The 16,349-nt window shown below is 70.7% G+C and carries 10 protein-coding genes; 5 read left to right on the top strand and 5 right to left on the bottom strand.

Annotated features, from left to right (window positions below; all coding sequences use genetic code 11):
* Window positions 1–439: 439 nt before the first annotated feature.
* Window positions 440–2,104, bottom strand: coding sequence for an alpha-amylase family protein (locus tag OV207_RS31580; protein WP_267558720.1), 1,665 nt, complete (start codon window positions 2,102–2,104; stop codon window positions 440–442).
* A gap of 195 nt (window positions 2,105–2,299) precedes the next feature.
* On the opposite strand from OV207_RS31580, the gene OV207_RS31575 reads away from it, so the two are divergent.
* Both OV207_RS31575 and OV207_RS31570 read left to right on the top strand, forming a co-directional pair.
* Entirely contained in the window at window positions 2,300–3,262 is a 963-nt protein-coding gene (locus tag OV207_RS31575) for a TIGR03885 family FMN-dependent LLM class oxidoreductase (protein ID WP_267558719.1), read from the top strand.
* A 36-nt stretch (window positions 3,263–3,298) separates the two neighbouring features.
* Entirely contained in the window at window positions 3,299–4,402 is a 1,104-nt protein-coding gene (locus OV207_RS31570; protein ID WP_267558718.1) for a winged helix DNA-binding domain-containing protein, read from the top strand.
* Between the two features lie 9 nt (window positions 4,403–4,411).
* Here OV207_RS31570 and OV207_RS31565 read toward each other — a convergent pair whose 3' ends face one another.
* The 4 genes from OV207_RS31565 to OV207_RS31550 form a co-directional block, all read right to left on the bottom strand.
* On the bottom strand, window positions 4,412–7,360 hold the full coding sequence (locus OV207_RS31565) for a DEAD/DEAH box helicase (protein ID WP_267558717.1): 2,949 nt from the start codon (window positions 7,358–7,360) through the stop codon (window positions 4,412–4,414).
* A 71-nt stretch (window positions 7,361–7,431) separates the two neighbouring features.
* The gene (locus tag OV207_RS31560) at window positions 7,432–9,495 is read right to left on the bottom strand and encodes a TonB-dependent receptor plug domain-containing protein (protein ID WP_267558716.1); all 2,064 of its coding nucleotides are present in this window, start codon (window positions 9,493–9,495) and stop codon (window positions 7,432–7,434) included.
* A gap of 154 nt (window positions 9,496–9,649) precedes the next feature.
* On the bottom strand, window positions 9,650–10,711 hold the full coding sequence (locus tag OV207_RS31555) for a PEGA domain-containing protein (protein ID WP_267558715.1): 1,062 nt from the start codon (window positions 10,709–10,711) through the stop codon (window positions 9,650–9,652).
* 43 nt (window positions 10,712–10,754) lie between these two features.
* Window positions 10,755–12,014 (bottom strand): serine/threonine protein kinase, encoded by a 1,260-nt coding sequence (locus OV207_RS31550; protein ID WP_267558714.1) that lies wholly within the window; start codon window positions 12,012–12,014, stop codon window positions 10,755–10,757.
* A gap of 180 nt (window positions 12,015–12,194) precedes the next feature.
* Between OV207_RS31550 and OV207_RS31545 the strand changes: the two genes are divergently transcribed.
* From OV207_RS31545 to OV207_RS31535, 3 genes are all read left to right on the top strand, one after another.
* The gene (locus OV207_RS31545; protein ID WP_267558713.1) at window positions 12,195–13,553 is read left to right on the top strand and encodes an MFS transporter; all 1,359 of its coding nucleotides are present in this window, start codon (window positions 12,195–12,197) and stop codon (window positions 13,551–13,553) included.
* 218 nt (window positions 13,554–13,771) lie between these two features.
* Window positions 13,772–15,241: an ATPase domain-containing protein gene (locus OV207_RS31540; RefSeq protein ID WP_267558712.1), complete on the top strand. Its 1,470-nt coding sequence runs from the start codon at window positions 13,772–13,774 to the stop codon at window positions 15,239–15,241.
* Complete coding sequence (locus OV207_RS31535; protein ID WP_267558711.1) at window positions 15,238–16,314, top strand: hybrid sensor histidine kinase/response regulator; 1,077 nt, start codon at window positions 15,238–15,240, stop codon at window positions 16,312–16,314. The genes OV207_RS31540 and OV207_RS31535 overlap by 4 nt, the downstream gene beginning before the upstream one ends.
* Window positions 16,315–16,349 lie beyond the last annotated feature (35 nt).

The following is a 16,349-nucleotide window of genomic DNA, read 5'->3' as shown; positions in this document are numbered from 1 at the left end:
GCACACCGGCTCGAGCAGGCGGACTGCCCCGCGCGGGCAGTCCGGACAGAGGGGCGACCTACTCGCTCCCTTGAGCCGTGTGCCTTCCCCCAGAAGCACGGCGTACAGCCCCCTGCCCTGCCACCAGCAAGGTTCTCGCGAGACGGGGTGCCCTTCATGCTCGGCACGCCGTGTCGCTCCGGTGCCTCCAACTGCGGTGGCATCCCTCGCAAGACTGCTTCCTCGCCCGGTAGCCACCGATCAAGGAGCAAGCGGGTCTCTCTTCGACGAACTCCGGGAGGCTCGACCGCCTCCCCTGTCGGGGTCACGGCTGAAGTCGAAGGGCTGTTCCACTGAGGGTTGTCTGCCTGCCGCACAGGTGGATGGCCTCTCCCTGCTGGCCCATTCGCCTCCTCGCCCCAGGCTCGTGCTGCCCCTTCGCGAGGCCGCCCTGCATCCCTCACCGCAGGGGCTCTACCTTGTGCTTGCGCGCGGGGTTCTCCTGTCCCACCCGGAACCAGCGGTAGCCGTAGCCCTCCAGCGTCAGCACATGGCGCTTGCCGTCCACGGGTTCGGAGTGGGCCTCGGTAAGGACGTTGTACAGCGGGCAGGCCTCATCGCCGCCCGTGTCCAGTTTCACCGTGCAGGGCCGGGACGACAGGTTGTGCAACGTCACCATCGCGTTGCCCTTCCAGACGTAGCGGAGGGCAAGGACGCCCTTGTTTCCCGTGCGCAGGAGCTTCCATGCGCCCCAGCCCAGCTCCGGGCACTCCTTGCGTGCGCGGATGATGCGCTCGGTCCAGTTGAGCTGTGAGCCTGGGTCCCTCCGCTGCTGGGCGACGTTCACGTGCCGATAGCCGAAGGGCCCCTCCGTCACCAGGGGCTTCACCGGCTTGTCCGCCAGCGTGAAGCCACCGTGTGGCTCCGGGCTCCACTGCATCGGCGTGCGCACCGACTGACGTTCCACGAGCGCCAGGTTCTCGCCCATGCCCAGCTCGTCGCCGTACCAGAGCACCGGTGTTCCCGGCAGCGTGAACATCAGGCTGTAGGCCAGTTCGATGCGGCGGCGGTCCCCATCCAGCATCGACGCGAACCGGCGGCGCAGGCCCCGGTCGTAGAGCTGCATGCCCTTGTCCGGGCCGAGCGCGTGGAACACCTCCGCCCGGTCCTCATCCGACAGGCGTCCCAGATCCAGCTCGTCATGGTTGCGCAGGAAGTTCGCCCACTGCGCGGTGTGCGGCAGGTCCGGCGCCTCCTTCAGCGCGTCAACGAGCGGCGTCGCATCGCCTCGCGTCAGCGCGAGGTAGAAGTTCTGGTTGGCGAGGAAGTTGAAGACGAGCTGCATGCGGTCGTTCTCACCGAAGAACTCCACCACCTCATCCATGGTGACATTGGCTTCCGCCAACAGGATGGCGTCGCCCTTCCGCCAGGAGAGGAACTCGCGCATCTCCACCAGGAGGCCGTACGGGTCCTTCACGTCCGGATTCTTCACGCCCTTCAACTCCACGAGGAAGGGCACCGCGTCCACCCGGAAGCCGGACACCCCCAGCTCCAGCCAGAACCCCATCACCTTGAGGATCTGCTCGCGCACTTCGGGGTTGGCCACGTTGAGGTCGGGCTGGAAGTCGAAGAAGCGGTGGAAGTACCAGAGCCTCGCCTCCTTGTCGTAGGTCCACGTGGATGGCTGCACGCCCGGGAAGACCATGCCCTTGTTGGCGTCCTTCGGTCGCTTCTTCGACCAGACGTAGTAGTCGCGAAAGCGGCTGTCAGGGCTCTTGCGCGCCGCCTGGAACCACGGGTGCTGATCCGACGTGTGGTTCACCACCAGGTCGATGATGACGCGGATGCCGTGCAGCTTCGCTTCGTGCGTGAAGGCCACGAAGTCACCCAGGTCCCCCAGGCGGGGATCCACGCCGTAGTAGTCACTGATGTCGTAGCCGTTGTCCCGGTTGGGCGAGGGCTGGAAGGGCAGGAGCCACAGGCAGGTGATGCCCAGGCCAGCCAGGTAGTCCAGCTTGCGCCGCAAGCCGACGAAGTCCCCCACGCCGTCGCCGTTGCCGTCCATGAACGTCTCGACGTCGAGGCAGTAGATGACGGCGTTCTTGTACCAGAGGTCTTCGATCATCCCATCTCCCAGGGGGTGCCCCCGGCGCGAGGGACACCCGGTCCCTTTAAGCATCCAGGGTGTCCCGACCGGCTGGCGGTCCCAGGCGCGCGTGTGGAACCCCACACCTGGGGGCGAACGGGCTTTCTTCAGCGAACACTCGCGCGGAAGAAGGCCTCGCGGCGCGGCGACTCTGACGCCAGGGTGGAGGGCCTCATGGCCCTGCTCGGATTCCACGCCTCGCACGAACAATTCACGCCCAGCGAGCTTCTTCGCCTCTGCCGGAAGGCCGAGGGCGCGGGCTTCCAGGCCGCCCTCAACTCCGACCACTTCCATCCGTGGACGGACGCCCAGGGGCAGAGCGGCTTCGCCTGGTCGTTCATGGGCGCGGCGCTCGCCTCCACCGGCCTGTCCTTCGGCGTGGTGAACGCGCCCGGACAGCGCTACCACCCGGCCCTCGTCGCCCAGGCGCTCGCCACCCTCAACGAGATGTTTCCTGGACGGGCATGGGCGGCGCTCGGCAGCGGGCAGTACCTCAACGAGGCCATCACCGGCACCGGCTGGCCCGCCAAGGACCTGCGCAATGCTCGCCTGAAGGAGTGCGTGGACGTGATGCGCGCGCTCTTCCGCGGGGAGACCGTCACCCACCGGGGCCTCGTCACCGTGGAGGAGGCGAAGCTGTACACGCGCCCCGTGGAGCCTCCCATGCTCCTGGGGGCGGCCGTCACGGCGAAGACCGCGCGCTGGGTGGGGAGCTGGGCGGACGGCCTGCTCACCACGGCGCGCCCCCCGACAGAGCTTCGCGAGGTGGTGAGCGCCTTCCGGGAGGGCGGCGGCGAGGGCAAGCCGATGTTCCTCAAGGTCCAGCTGTCGTACGCGGCGGACGAAGCGAGGGCTCGCGAAGGTGCCTATGACCAGTGGGCTTCCAACATCTTCGCCAACACCGTCCTCACCGACCTGCGCACGCCCGCCCAGTTCCAGGAGGCCGCGCGCGTCGTGCAGCCGCATGACCTGGATGGCCCGCTGCGGGTCTCCAACAGCCTCCAGCAGCATGTGGACTGGCTGGGCGAAGACCTTCGCCTGGGCTTCGAGCGGCTGTACCTGCACAACGTCAACCGGGAGCAGGACGCGTTCATCGACGCGTTCGGCGCGCAGGTGATTCCGGCGCTCACTCGCTGAGCCCCCTGGCCATGCGCCCTGGCTATGCTCGGGCGCATGGCTACCGAAGTCCTGTCGTCCCAGGCCCTCAACCGCGCCACGCTCGCGCGGCAGTTGCTGCTCACACGCGAGAAGATGGCGGTGGCTCGCGCCGTCGAGCACCTGGTGGGGCTCCAGGCCCAGCTCGCCCGGCCGCCGTACCTGGCCCTGTGGTCCCGGATCCAGGGCTTCCAGCGGGACTCGCTCACGAAGCTCGCGCTCAAGCGGGACGTGGTTCGCGGCACGATGATGCGCGGCACGCTTCACCTGATGAGCGCGAAGGACTACCTGCGCTACCGCGACCTGTACCGGCCCCTGCTCACCGCCGCCATGCACAGCGTCCTCAAGCAGCGCGCCACGTCGCTGGACCTGCCCGCCCTGCTGGCCACCGCCCGCCCCTTCCTGGACGAGACGCCCCGCACGTTCGAGGAGGTGCGCGCCCACCTGATGAAGCACCACGTGGAGGGTGACGAGCGGGCCATGGGCTTCGCCACGCGCATGCTGCTGCCCCTCATCCAGGTGCCCGAGGAGGGGCTGGACTGGGGCTGGCCGGGCAACTCCGGCTTCACGCTGGCGGAGTCCTGGCTGGGGAAGCCGCTGGAACCCAACGCGGACGCCTCCTCGCTGGTGTCGCGCTACCTGGCCGCCTTCGGCCCGGCCTCCGTGGCGGACATGCAGAACTGGTCCGGCCTCAAGTCCTTGAAGGGCGCCTTCGAGCAGGTGCGCGACGAGCTGGTGGAGTTCCGCGACGAGAAGAAGCGCGTCCTCTTCGACCTGCCCAGGGCTCCTCGTCCTTCCGAGGACACGCCCGCGCCGGTGCGCTTCCTGCCCGACTACGACAACCTCATCCTGTCCCACGCGGACCGGACCCGCTTCGTCACCGATGCGCAGCGCAAGGCCATGTCCACCGGCAACCTGCGCGTGCAGCCCGTGTTCCTGGTGGATGGCCGCGTCGCCGGCATGTGGGCCACCACGCGCAAGAAGGGCTCCGCGACGCTGGTGTGCAAGCCCTTTGGCGCCCTCAAGAAGCCGGTGCGCGACGCCCTCGCCCAGGAGGGTGAGGACGTGCTCCGCTTCACCGAACCCGACGCCACCGCCGTGGCGGTGACGTTCGAGAAGTGACGACGGGCCTCACGCGAAGAGCTGGAGCAGGTCCTCGCGGGTGATGGCGGCGGCTCCGGAGGCTTCGCTGAGCGCGGCTTCGAACAGCGCGCGCTTCTTCTCCTGGAGGCCCAGGATCTTCTCCTCCACCGTGCCCTGGGACACCAGCCGGTAGACCATCACCGGCCGCTCCTGCCCGATGCGGTGCGCACGGTCCGCCGCCTGCGCCTCCACCGCCGGGTTCCACCACGGGTCCATCAGGAACACGTGGTCCGCCGCCGTGAGGTTCAGGCCCGTGCCGCCGGCCTTCAGCGACATCAGGAGCACCGGTGCTCCGTCCGGCCCCTGGAAGCGCGACGTGATGTCGCCCCGGTTCGTCGTCGTGCCGTCCAGCCGCTCGAACGCGATGCCCGCACCCTTCAAGCCCGGCTCGATGAGGTCCAGCAGCGACGTCCACTGCGAGAACACCAGCGCCTTGTGACCTTCCGACACCGCCGTCTCCAGCGCGTCCACCAACGTCTGCACCTTGGAGGACGTCTTCGCGTGCTGGCCGGGCACGAGCGCGGAATGGCACGCCGCCTGCCTCAGTCGCAGCAGGGCCTCCAGCGCCTTGAGCACGCTGCCGCCCTCGTTGAGCAGCGCGACGACCTCCGCCCGCGTGGCCGCCATCACCGCGTCGTAGACGGAGCGCTCGCGCTCATCCAACTGCACGTGCATCACCGAGTCCGTGCGCGGCGGCAGCTCCGGCGCCACGTCCCGCTTCAGGCGCCGCAGGATGAACGGCCGGATGCGCCGACGCAGGCCCTCCGCCGCTCCTGGCTTGCCGTCCGCGATGGGCTGCGCCGTCTTCTCCTCGAACTGGCGGCGGCCCCCCAGCAGGCCCGGGTTGGTGAAGTGCATCAGGCTCCACAGCTCGTCCAGGCGGTTCTCCAGCGGCGTGCCGCTGAGCGCGAGCCGCAGGTTCGCCTTGAGGCCGAACGCGGCGCGCGACACCTGGCTCTCCGGGTTCTTGATGGCCTGCGCCTCGTCCAGCACCACCGCCTCCCACGTGGGCGCGCCCAGCGTCGGCGCGTCCAGGCGCAGCAGCGCGTAGGTGGTCAGCGTGACGTCCGCCGTGGGGTCCAGCTTGCGGCCGGGGCCGTGGTAGACGCAGACCTTCAGCGACGGCCGGAAGCGCTGCAGCTCCGCCACCCAGTTGGGCAACACGCTGGTGGGGCACACCACCAGCGAGCGCGGCCCCAGGATGCAGATGGTCTGGAGCGTCTTTCCCAGGCCCATGTCGTCCGCGAGGATGCCTCCCAGCCCCGCGCCCTTGAGGAACCCCAGCCAGCTCACGCCCTGCTGCTGGTAGGCGCGCAGCGTGGCGTTGAGCTCCGCAGGCAGCACGGGCGGCGGCAGCTTGTCGAAGCCCTCCACCATGGGGGCCAGCTTGTCGAGGCCCGGAGGCGGCGGCTGGTCCAACGACTCGCACAGCGCGGTCAGCTCCGGCAGCGCGTGGTTCGCGACGCGGCCGTCCGACTGACGCGCGGCCAGCAGGTCCGCGACGCGCTGGCCGTTCTTGTCCAGCCACGCGCGCGGCAGCGGCGCCCACCCGCCTCCCTCCAACGGGACGAGCCCCAGCCCTTCGGTCCAGGCCCGCACCACGGCCGCCGCGTCCACCGTGCGCGCGCCGCCCTTGCCTCCCTCCACGTCGAACTCCAGCGTGAAGCGCACCTCCGGCACGCCCTCGCCGGATGCGCCGCCCTCCACCCGCAGCGACGGCCGCAGGCGCATGTCCGGGCTGACGATGCCCGCCGCGTCCCCGCCCAGGTCGCCGCGCCACTTCCGCAGCTTGTCCGCGAAGCGCATCATCTCCGGCCCCTGCACCGTGAGCCTTCGCCCGGGCACCAGGTTCAGCTCGTCGCGCAGTTGGTGGAGGAGCTTCGTCTCCGCGGCCTCGTCGCGCAGGGGCACCGCGCCGCGCAGGTACACCATGCGCCCGTTGTCGATGCGCACCGTGGGCGGCGCGCCGTACACCAGCGTGGGCAGCACCGACAGCCCCGCGGTGAGCTGGTTCAACTCCAGGAGGATGCGCGGCTTCAGGTCGCGATCCAACGGCGGCAGGCGGCGGCTCTTCACGTCCACCGGCATGCGCCGCGCCAGCTCCGGCAGGACCTTGGCGGACAGCTCACCCAGTTGCTCCGGCGCGTAGGTGCGCACCAGCGGCAGGTGCTGGAGCCAGGCGCCCGTCATCGCCGTCTCGCCCAGGCGCACCAGCGAGTCCGACGTCAGCGCGACGCCCGGGCTCACCACCTCCTTGATGCGCGGGTCGCCGGACACCGTCAGCACCCACTGCTGACCCCGGTCCTCCACCCTTGCTCGTGGGGGCAGCACTTCGCTGGACACCGCCACCGGACGTCCGTCCAGCAGCACGTTGCGCGCGGGTTCCAGCGCCCGCAGCAGCGCGTCCAGCTTCTCCGCCAGCAGCGGCCCCCGCGTGCGCCGCTCCAGCAGGCGGTCCATGTTCAGGTCCACCTGCTCCACCTGCAACGTGACGCCGCCCGTGGGCTTCGCGATGCGCCCCGCGAGGCTGTCCTCCAGGGGCTCCTCCGTGCCGTCCGCGTGCGCGAGGACGCGGTGCAGTTGCAGGCCGCCTTCCACGCGCGTGAAGCGGTACACCACGCGCGACCAGCGCTCCGCCACGGCCTCCAGCGGCGCGTCCTGCTTCTCCGCCTGCTCCAGGGAGATGGCCGCCGCGACGACGTGCTCGCAGGGGTCCACGCGGCTGGGACAGTCACACTCCCACGCCTCGTCGCCCGGGTAGAGGACGACGGTGAGGGCCACCGGCCGGCCCGCCGCCTTCACGCGCAGCTCGATTTCGGAGGCCGAGCGGGACTGGAGCGCCACCGCTCCGGCGCGCGCGAGGCTCACGCCGTTGGACCAGATTCCGGGGCGGGCTTCTTTACGGACGGCTTCGAGGAGCTGGGCGTTCTCGGACATGGCAGGGGCGACTTCCCTACGCCCCGCCACGCCAGCGCGCAACGTCCGATGCGTCCCGACTGACGGCTGCCCTACTCGTCGTCGTACGCCGGCTCGAACAGGTAGGTGAGCCGCACCATGAACTCGCGGGTGAAGACGGGCAGGGGCGCGTGGCCACCGTTGTAGGGCTGGGCCACCCGGAAGTCGCTGCCCAACAGGTTGTAGACGCCCGCGCCAATCTCCAGGCCCTTCGTCCCCACGTTCTCCGCGCGCACGAAGAGGTTGAGCAGCAGCCGGGGCGACAGCTTCTGGACCTCCGACACGCCCTCCTCGTCCGGCGCGCCGACGGCGAAGCGCTGGCCCACCAGCACGGCCGTGGGGCTCAGGGACAGCCACGGCAACACCCGGGCGGTGCCCGTCAGCGTCGCCTTGTGCGTGGGCAGGCCGGTGAAGGCGTGGGGCTGCCCCGGCACCAGGTAGTCCTCCACGTCGTTGCGGCCGCCGGGCCGGTAGAACGAATAGCCCACCTGCGCGCGGCCCCAGGCGCCCCGGACGCGGTAGTCCAGTTCGACGCCCCGGCTGCCCAGGCGGCCCAGGTTGCGGTAGGCCTCCGAGTCCGTGTCCGTGTCGTACGAGTAGATGATGGGGTCCGTCACGCCCACGTCGAAGGCGTTGGCGCTCACCGTCTGGCCCTCGCCCAGGCGCACCGTGGCCTCCAGTTCGTACACCGTGGTGCGCTCCGGCCGGACGTCGTCGCCCAGGGAGATGTTCTCGATGCCGGGCGCCCGGAAGGCGCGGCTGTAGAGGGCCTTGCCGCTCACCGGGCCGAAGGACTTGAGCAACACCAGCCGCGGCACGAAGGAGCTGCCGAAGAAGCTGTGGTCTTCAAACCGCGCGCCCGCCACCACCGTGGCGATGGGGTTGTCCGAGTACGCCTCCACGAAGCCCGCGAAGTTGCGGTACGACACGACGTCCTGGTCGCCGTTGAAGGGCTCCTGCTGACCGAGGCCCGCCGGCCCCAGGAGCTTGCCCTGGTCGAACGCCAGGTCCAGGCCGCCGGTGAGCTGGAGGACGTCGAGCGCCGCCCAGCGCGCCAGGGCCCGGCCGCGCAGCCGGCGGTAGCGCTTGTCGTAGAAGAAGTCCGACGCCTCGTCGGAGTCCCGGTACGACTCGCCCAGCGTGAGGTTCAGGCGGGGGATGATTTCAATGCGGTCCGTCGGGCGGTAGCGGTCGCTCAGCTCCGCGTGGAAGGACTCGAAGTCGGTGTTGACGGGCTCCGGCAGCACCTCGTCCACGGAGACGACGGTGGTGGTGTCCTGGCGCTGGTAGAGCAGGCTCAGTTGCAGGTCGCGATAGCCCACGCCCGCCTGCACCACCGTGGGGTCCAGGCGCGACGCGCCGTTCATGCTCGCGGAGCCGCCATAGAAGTCGTCGAAGATGACGTCGCTGCGCTGACCCTGCCCCAGCGACGCGGAGGCGAAGGCGCTCAGGCCCGGCACGCCTTCGAACACCTTGCGCCCGGACAGCGTGAGGCTGCGCCGGCCGTTGCCGTGCGACAGCTGCCCGTAGGTGCCCACCGCCATCACGTCCGTGCTGCCCTGGATGCCTCGGGTGATGACGTTGATGACGGCCAGCTCCGCGTTGCCGCCGTAGATGACCGAGCCGGGCCCGCGCACCACCTCGATGCGTTCGATGAGCTCCACCGGGAACTCGTGGCCCAGCTGCATCGTGGAGTAGAGCTGTTCGTTGATCTCCTTGCCGTCGATGATGAGCAGCACCTTGCCTTCCTGGCCCCAGAGACCCCGGAAGCCCGGCCCCACCACGCCCGACACGTCCACGCCGAAGAAGAAGCCCGGCACCAGCAGTAGCACGTCCATCAGGTCGCGCGCGCCCGAGGCGCGAATCTCCTCCGCCGTCACCGACGTGACGACCGCCGGCGAGTCGTGCAGCTTCGTGATGGCGAACGACGCCACCTGGCTGTGCACCTCCGGTTCGTCCTCCAGCGCTTCGAGCCGGGCCTCCTGCGAGGGCGTCTCTGGCGGTCCCGGGTCGATTCGTGGCCCTGTCTCCGTCTGGGCGGAGCCCGTGCCCGCGCCCAACAGCGCCAGCAACACACCCACACGACGGCCCGACCCGCAGCGCCTGGTGAAACCCATACGCGACAAACCTCTCGAAGACGCAAAGGATGCGCGCGGCGTCGTCCCGGGGGAGAGACACCGTCCGCGCGAGCCCGGAGTGTACCGGCTCCAGCGCCATCCGAAAGTTCTGGGATTGCGAGCACTGCTTCGAATCCCGACGCCGGACTGTGTTTCAGCGCACGCGGACGCGGGTGCTGCGCCCCGGCTCGACTTCCACCGTCATGCGCCGCTTCACCTCGCCGTTGACGCGGACCTCCAGGCGCGCGGGTCCGGCCGGCAGCGCCAGCGCGGAGACGGGTGGAAAGCCATACGGCCGGTTGTTGATCCACACCTCGCCGTAGAGCCCTGGCGACGACACCTCCAGGTCCCCCAGCCGGGGCCCCTGCGCCACGGCCGCCTTCGCGACGGACGGCTCCGGGGGCGGCGCCGCTTCCGGGGAGCGGGCGGTGGGGGCGGGCGCGGTCGCCGTCGTCACCACCGGCGCCGGGGCGGGCGGCGTGGGCCTGGCGGCGGCGGGCGCCAGCTCCGCGGTGAGGTCGCGGTTGAGCGAGCGCACCGCGTCCTCGTCCACCTCCACCGTTTCCGAATAGAGGTGGCGGTCGCCCTGCGCGAGCACCACGCGGTGCGACCCCGCCGACACGGGCAGACGCGCGGGCGTCATGTCCACCGCCCTGCCGTCCACCAGCACCACCAGCCCGGGCGGCGTGGAGGTCACCAGCAGCAGGCCCCCCCGCGCGACTTCCGGTTCGGCGGCCTGCTGCTGCTCCCGGGCCTGGGCACGCGCGGCGGCCAGTCTGGCGGCGCGGGTGCGGGGCGCGGGCTTCGACGGGGGCGATTCGCGCTGGGCGGGGGCCTTGGCGGCGCGCGCCTGCTCACGCGAGCGCAGGTCGGTGGCGATGCGCAGCAGGTCCCCCATGTCCCCGAGGGGATCCTGGCCCAGGTCGATGACCGCGGTGAACTCCTCCACCGCCCTGGCGTAGTCGCGGTCCTCCAACGCGGCGAGCCCCGACGCGCGCCGGGCCCTGGCGAGGCCCGCCTTCGCTTCGTCGGAGGCGGCCACCACCCCGGCGGGAGGTGGCGACGCGGGCGTGGAAGGCACCGGCCGCGCGACGGGGAGCTCCGACGGGACGGGGGACTGCGCGGCACGGCGGGAGCGCACCACCAGGTACGCCCCGGTGTTCACGGCCACGGTGCCCAGCAGGATGACGGCGACCCAGGTCTTCTGATTCTTCACGTTCGTTGTCCTGCTTCCCACGACACGGTGCGCCCCTGCCCCTTCACGCCACGAACAGCCAGAACAACGCGCTGCCCACCGCGGCGGCGCCCGCCGCGGCCGCGAGCCCCCAGGGGAACGATTCGGCCCCCACGACCTGCTCCGGTGGGGCGACGAGGCCCGTCGCGCCCGTGTCCGTGCCGCGCGCCATCACGCCGGTGACCACCCGCGCGCTGGACTCCCCGGGTGCGCCGCGCTCCTGCGGTGGGAGGTCCGCGAGGTGGGAGATGCCCGTGGGCGTGCGCGTGGAGCCCTGGCTGGAGGAGCCCGGCATCGAGCCCGGCGCCGCCACCGCCGTGGCCACCCGCCCCTTCGCGTCCGGCGGGAACAGCGTGGCCATCAGCGTGGCCAGCTCCCGCCCCCCGGACGTCCAGTGCTGCGTGCCTCGGAAGCGCTCCAGGTCGTCGTGCAGCTCGCGCGCGTTCGGATAGCGCGCGTCTGGATCCTTCGCGAGCAGGCGCAGCAGGATGCGCTCCAGGTCGGGCGGGAAGCCCGGCGACACCTGCGACGGCGGGGGCACGTCCCCCTGCGACGCGGCCACGATGGTGGCCTCCATCGTGTCGCGCTTGAACAGCCGCCGCCCGGTGGACGCCTCGTAGAGGACGATGCCCAGCGAGTACAGGTCCGAGCGGTGGTCCAGCTCCCGGTTGGTGATCTGCTCCGGGGACATGTACGCGTACTTGCCCTTCACCACCCCGGCCACCGTGCGCTCCAGGTTCACGGAGCTCTTCACGATGCCGAAGTCCGCCAGCTTCACGATGCCGTCGCGCGACACCAGCACGTTGCCCGGCGTGATGTCCCGGTGCACCAGCTTCAGGGGCGTGCCGTCCGACAGCGTCTTCGCGTGCGCGTACGTCAGCGCGTCCGACATCGCGAGGCCCACGTCCACCGTGACGCGCAGGCCCAGGGGCATGGAGGCCGCCGCCGCGTGCCGCATGATGCGGTCCAACGACTGACCCTGGATCCACTCCATCGCCAGGTAGTACTGGCCGTCGATCTTCCCGAAGTCGAACACCTGCACGATGTTCGGGTGGGTCAGCAGCGCCGCGACCTTGGCCTCGTCCGCGAACATGCGGCTGAAGGGCTCCAGGTTCGCGTACTCCGGGAGGATGCGCTTGATGACGCACGCCTTGGAGAAGCCGTCCGGCCCGTCGAGGGTGGCCAGGAAGATGTGGGCCATCCCGCCCACGGCGAGCCGCTGCAGGATGCGGTACTTCCCGAAGCGCTCATCGGCTTCAGGCGCGACCGTTGGCGGCGTCACCATGTCAACCCTGTCCAACTTGTACTCCCAGGACGGAACTCGGAATCCCCGGAAGATAGCGATGCCAAGAGGTCCCGACAAGTTTCGCTCTCCCTGTCAACTTGTTTTGCGGTGAATCCCCTTTAATGACGTGACGGATGGGGCGGGTCCGGGTGTCCCGGCATATCCTCCGGGGCCTCCCGCATGGCGACCCTCCCTTCCGACGCCCTCCCCGCTTCCGCCGCATCCCGTCCGCTGTCCGCGCGAGACGTCCGCACGCTGGGGCTGGCGGCGCTGGGGGGCGCGCTGGAGTTCTACGACTTCATCATCTTCGTGTTCTTCACGGCGGTGATGGGCCGGCTGTTCTTCCCTCCCGAGACGGCGGACTGGCTGCGGCAGTTGCAGACGTTCGGGCTGTTCGCGGCGGGCTACCTGGCGCGTCCGCTGGGCGGCATCGTGATGGCGCACTTCGGGGACCGGACGGGGCGCAAGCGGATGTTCACGCTGAGCGTCTTCATGATGTCGGTGCCCACGCTGCTGATGGGGCTGCTGCCCACGTTCGCCACGGCGGGGTACGCCGCGCCGCTGGCGCTGCTGGCCCTGCGGCTGCTCCAGGGCGCGGCGGTGGGCGGCGAGGTGCCGGGGGCGTGGGTGTTCGTCTCCGAGCACGTGCCGGCGCGCCGCGTGGGGCTGGCGTGCGGCACGCTCACGGCGGGCCTCACGCTGGGCATCCTGCTGGGGTCGCTGGTGGCCACCGCCGTCAACACGGTCTTCGCGCCGGAGGAGGTGCTCGCCTTCGCCTGGCGCCTGCCCTTCGTCGTGGGCGGCGTGTTCGGCTTCTTCGCCGTGTTCCTGCGCCGGTGGCTCCAGGAGACGCCCGTCTTCGAGGAGATGCGTCAGCGCCACGCGCTGGTGCGGGAGCTGCCGCTCAAGGCCGCGCTGAAGGGGCACGCGCCCGCCGTCGCGGTGTCCATGCTGCTCACGTGGGTGCTCACCGCGGGCATCGTGGTGGTCATCCTGATGACGCCCACGCTGATGCAGCAGTTGCACGGCATCCCCGCCGCCCGGGCGCTGGGGGCCAACAGCGTGGCCACGCTCACGCTCACCCTGGGCTGCATCTGCTTCGGCATGCTCGCGGACCGGCTGGGGACGGCGCGGGCGCTGACGGTGGGGACGGTTGCCCTGCTCGTCACCGTGCAGCTCTTCTACCGGGGCGTCGCCAGCGCGCCGGAGCTGCTGGTGCCCCTGTACGCCCTGGTGGGCTTCTGCGTGGGCGTCGTCGGGGTCGTGCCCGCGGTGATGGTGCACGCCTTCCCTCCGGCGGTGCGCTTCTCCGGCATCTCCTTCTCGTACAACGTGGCGTACGCCCTGTTCGGCGGCCTGACGCCGCTCATCGTCACGCTCGCGATGAAGCAGAGCCCCCTGGCGCCGGCCTCCTACGTCACGGCGGTCTGCTGCGTGGGGTTGGTGGTGGCGGCGTATCTGTTCCGCAAGGCCTCCGCCGGCCCCGATTCCGGCACCCGCGAGGGCGACGCGGACGAGCGCTCCCTGACGGCACGCTGAGCCTCGGCCCGCCCGCCTGGGGGCCGGAGGTGTTCACCGGGCGCCTGAGCGCAGCAGGCACCGTGCGTGGCGCTGGCCCTGACCCTGAGCGTTCGCTATGCCCCGCAAAGGGGGTGGTTGTTCGGGCATGCCGCCTCCACGGCACCTATCCTTGTCCCGGCGCGCGCTTTCGAGCGGCAAAGCTGCGCGCGTGGCCCACCGCCGCCGATGGACCCGGAATGCAAAGCAGCAAGCCGCCGCTCTTCCAGAGTGGCATCCCCAGCTTCGACGTCATCCTGGGCGGAGGCATCCCCGAGCGTCAGGCGCTCATCGTCACCGGGACCCCCGGGTGCGGAAAGACGGTGTTGTGCAGCCAGGTGGCCTTCCAGGCCGCGGCGCGTGGCATCCCGGTGGTGGTGGCGACCGTGACCTCGGAGCCGCACGACAAGCTGATGGGGGCGCTGTCCAGCTTCGACTTCTTCCAGCCGGACGTGCTGGGCGAGAAGCTCTTCGTCATCAGCGCCTACTCCGCGCTCAAGCGGGGGCCCAAGGAGGCGCGGGACCTGCTGCTCCAGACGGTGCGCGAGCGGGGCGCGGCCCTGTTGTTCATCGACGGGCTGCGCTCCATCCGGGACCTGTGGCAGGACGAGTCCCGGCTGCGCGAGTTCCTCTATGAGCTGGGCATCGGGCTGGCGGCCATCAACTGCGTGGGCATGTTCACCACGGAGTACCCGCTGGAGAAGCTGATGTCGCTGCCGGAGGCCACCACGGTGGACGGCATCGTGTCGCTGTCCATCCAGGCCCAGGGTTCGCGCCGGGTGCGCCGGGTGGAGGTGGTGAAGCTTCGCGGCCGGGAGCACCTGCACGGCGAGCACGTCATGGCCATCAACAAGACGGGCGTGGAGTTCGTGCCGCGCCTGGAGTCCACCCCGCTGGACTTCAAGGACGAGCCTCCCACACTGAAGCGCAAGGGCTTTGGCCTGCCGGAGCTGGACGCGCTGATGCAGGGGGGGCTGCCGGAGCTGAGCACCACGATGCTCGCGGGGAGCATGGGCATTGGCAAGACGCTGCTGGCCACCCACTTCGTCGCGGACGGCGCGCGCCAGGGGGAGCCGGGGCTCTTCGTCTCCTTCTTCGATTCGCCCGCGATGCTGATGGCCCGCGCGCAGCGCGTGGGGCTGGACGTGTCGGCCCTGCACGGCGGGGGGATGCTGACGCTCCACCACGTGCCGCCCATCGAGATAGAGGCGGACGTGCTCGTGCAGGAGATCCTGAGAAAGGTAGACGCGCTGGGCGTGAAGCGGCTGGTGCTGGACGGCCTCACCGACCTGGAGTTGTCCATCCTGGACCCGGCGCGGCGCCGCACGTTCCTGGCCTCCCTGGCGATGCGGTTGCGCATGCGGGGCGTCACGTCCGTCTTCACGCGCGAGGTGCCCAAGGTGGTTGGCACGGAGCTGGATTTCAGCGACGCGCCGGTGGCCATCCTGGGAGAGAACCTGCTGCTCCTGCGGTACGTGGAACTGCACGGTCAGATGCACCGCATCCTGTCGGTGCTCAAGATGCGCGACAGCAAGTACGCCAGCGACCTGCGCGAGTTCCAGATCAACGACTCCGGGGTGAAGGTGCTGGCGCCCCTGCGCTCCGCGGCGGGCTTGCTGACAGGACAGGCCCGGCCCATTGGCACCAGCGTCGGAGGGAGCGGCGAATGAGTCTGGTCCTCATCGCGGAGGACGAGGAGGCGCTCCTGGAGGTGTTCTCCGAGGTGGTGGAGGACCTGGGCCACCGCGTCGTGCGGGCCCACAACGGCGAGGAGGCGCTGCTGCTGGCACGCACGGAGCCACCGGACCTGGTGGTCAGCGACCACATGATGCCCCGGCGCACGGGCATGCAGTTGCTGCACGCCATGCGCTCCGAGCCCACGCTGTCGGAGGTGCCCTTCCTGCTGCTGAGCGCGGCCCGGCCGTCCGGGCGTGAAGCAGCCCAGACGTTCCTGGCGAAGCCGGTGGACCTGGCCACCTTCGAGCACGCGGTGAACTCGGCGCTCCAGCACCGCGCGACGGCTCGCACGGAGGCGACCCAGGCCCTGCGCGAGCCGGCCACCGCGGTGAGCCTGGCGCGCGAGGAGATGCTCAACTGGGTGGCGCACGAGCTGAAGACGCCCCTGAGCTCCGCGCGGCTCAACACGCAGCTGCTGCTGCGCAAGGTGCAGAAGCGCGGCATCGAGGACGAGAGCCGCTCGGCGGAGGCCATCCTGCGGCAGCTTGACCGGATGAACGGGCTGGTGACCTCCATCCTGGATGCGTCCCGGCTGGCGGACGGGAAGCTGGAGCTGAAGCAGGAGCCCACCGACCTGGGGCCCTTCCTCCAGGAGCTGGTGCAGGACTGGCGCGAGATGCAGCCGGAGATGGACATCACGCTGCACCTGGGAGAGCCGGTGGAGCCCCTGTCCCTGGACGCCGAGCGGGTGCGCCAGGTGCTCAACAACCTGCTGTCCAACGCGGTGAAGTACAGCGGGGAGGCGCGGCGCATCGAGGTGGGCATGACGCTCAGCCCGGGGCTCGTCCTCATCCACGTGCGCGACTGGGGCGTGGGCATCCCCGCCAGCGCCCTGCCCCACATCTTCGAGCGCTTCCAGCGCGCGGACGCGGACCGGGGCCGGGGGCATGGCCTGGGGCTGTTCATCGCCGCCGCGCTCGCGAAGCTGCACGGCGGTTCGCTGTCCGCCCGCTCCACGCTGGGTGAGGGTTCCACCTTCATCCTGCGGCTGCCCCGGCGCACCTGAGCGCGCGGGGGGACGGGGACGGCGAGCCGGCCGAC

The organism is Corallococcus sp. BB11-1 (genome assembly GCF_026626625.1).
Lineage (GTDB): Bacteria > Myxococcota > Myxococcia > Myxococcales > Myxococcaceae > Corallococcus > Corallococcus soli.
This window is presented reverse-complemented; position numbering and strand designations above follow the sequence as displayed.

Bases quoted from the DNA above. Each gene is read 5' to 3' on its own strand.
- OV207_RS31535 (WP_267558711.1), top strand. From the start codon at position 15,238: ATGAGTCTGGTCCTCATCGCGGAGGACGAGGAGGCGCTCCTGGAGGTG.
- OV207_RS31565 (WP_267558717.1), bottom strand. From the start codon at position 7,360: ATGTCCGAGAACGCCCAGCTCCTCGAAGCCGTCCGTAAAGAAGCCCGC.
- OV207_RS31580 (WP_267558720.1), bottom strand. From the start codon at position 2,104: ATGATCGAAGACCTCTGGTACAAGAACGCCGTCATCTACTGCCTCGAC.
- OV207_RS31560 (WP_267558716.1), bottom strand. From the start codon at position 9,495: ATGGGTTTCACCAGGCGCTGCGGGTCGGGCCGTCGTGTGGGTGTGTTG.
- OV207_RS31570 (WP_267558718.1), top strand. From the start codon at position 3,299: ATGGCTACCGAAGTCCTGTCGTCCCAGGCCCTCAACCGCGCCACGCTC.
- OV207_RS31575 (WP_267558719.1), top strand. From the start codon at position 2,300: ATGGCCCTGCTCGGATTCCACGCCTCGCACGAACAATTCACGCCCAGC.
- OV207_RS31540 (WP_267558712.1), top strand. From the start codon at position 13,772: ATGCAAAGCAGCAAGCCGCCGCTCTTCCAGAGTGGCATCCCCAGCTTC.
- OV207_RS31550 (WP_267558714.1), bottom strand. From the start codon at position 12,014: ATGGTGACGCCGCCAACGGTCGCGCCTGAAGCCGATGAGCGCTTCGGG.
- OV207_RS31545 (WP_267558713.1), top strand. From the start codon at position 12,195: ATGGCGACCCTCCCTTCCGACGCCCTCCCCGCTTCCGCCGCATCCCGT.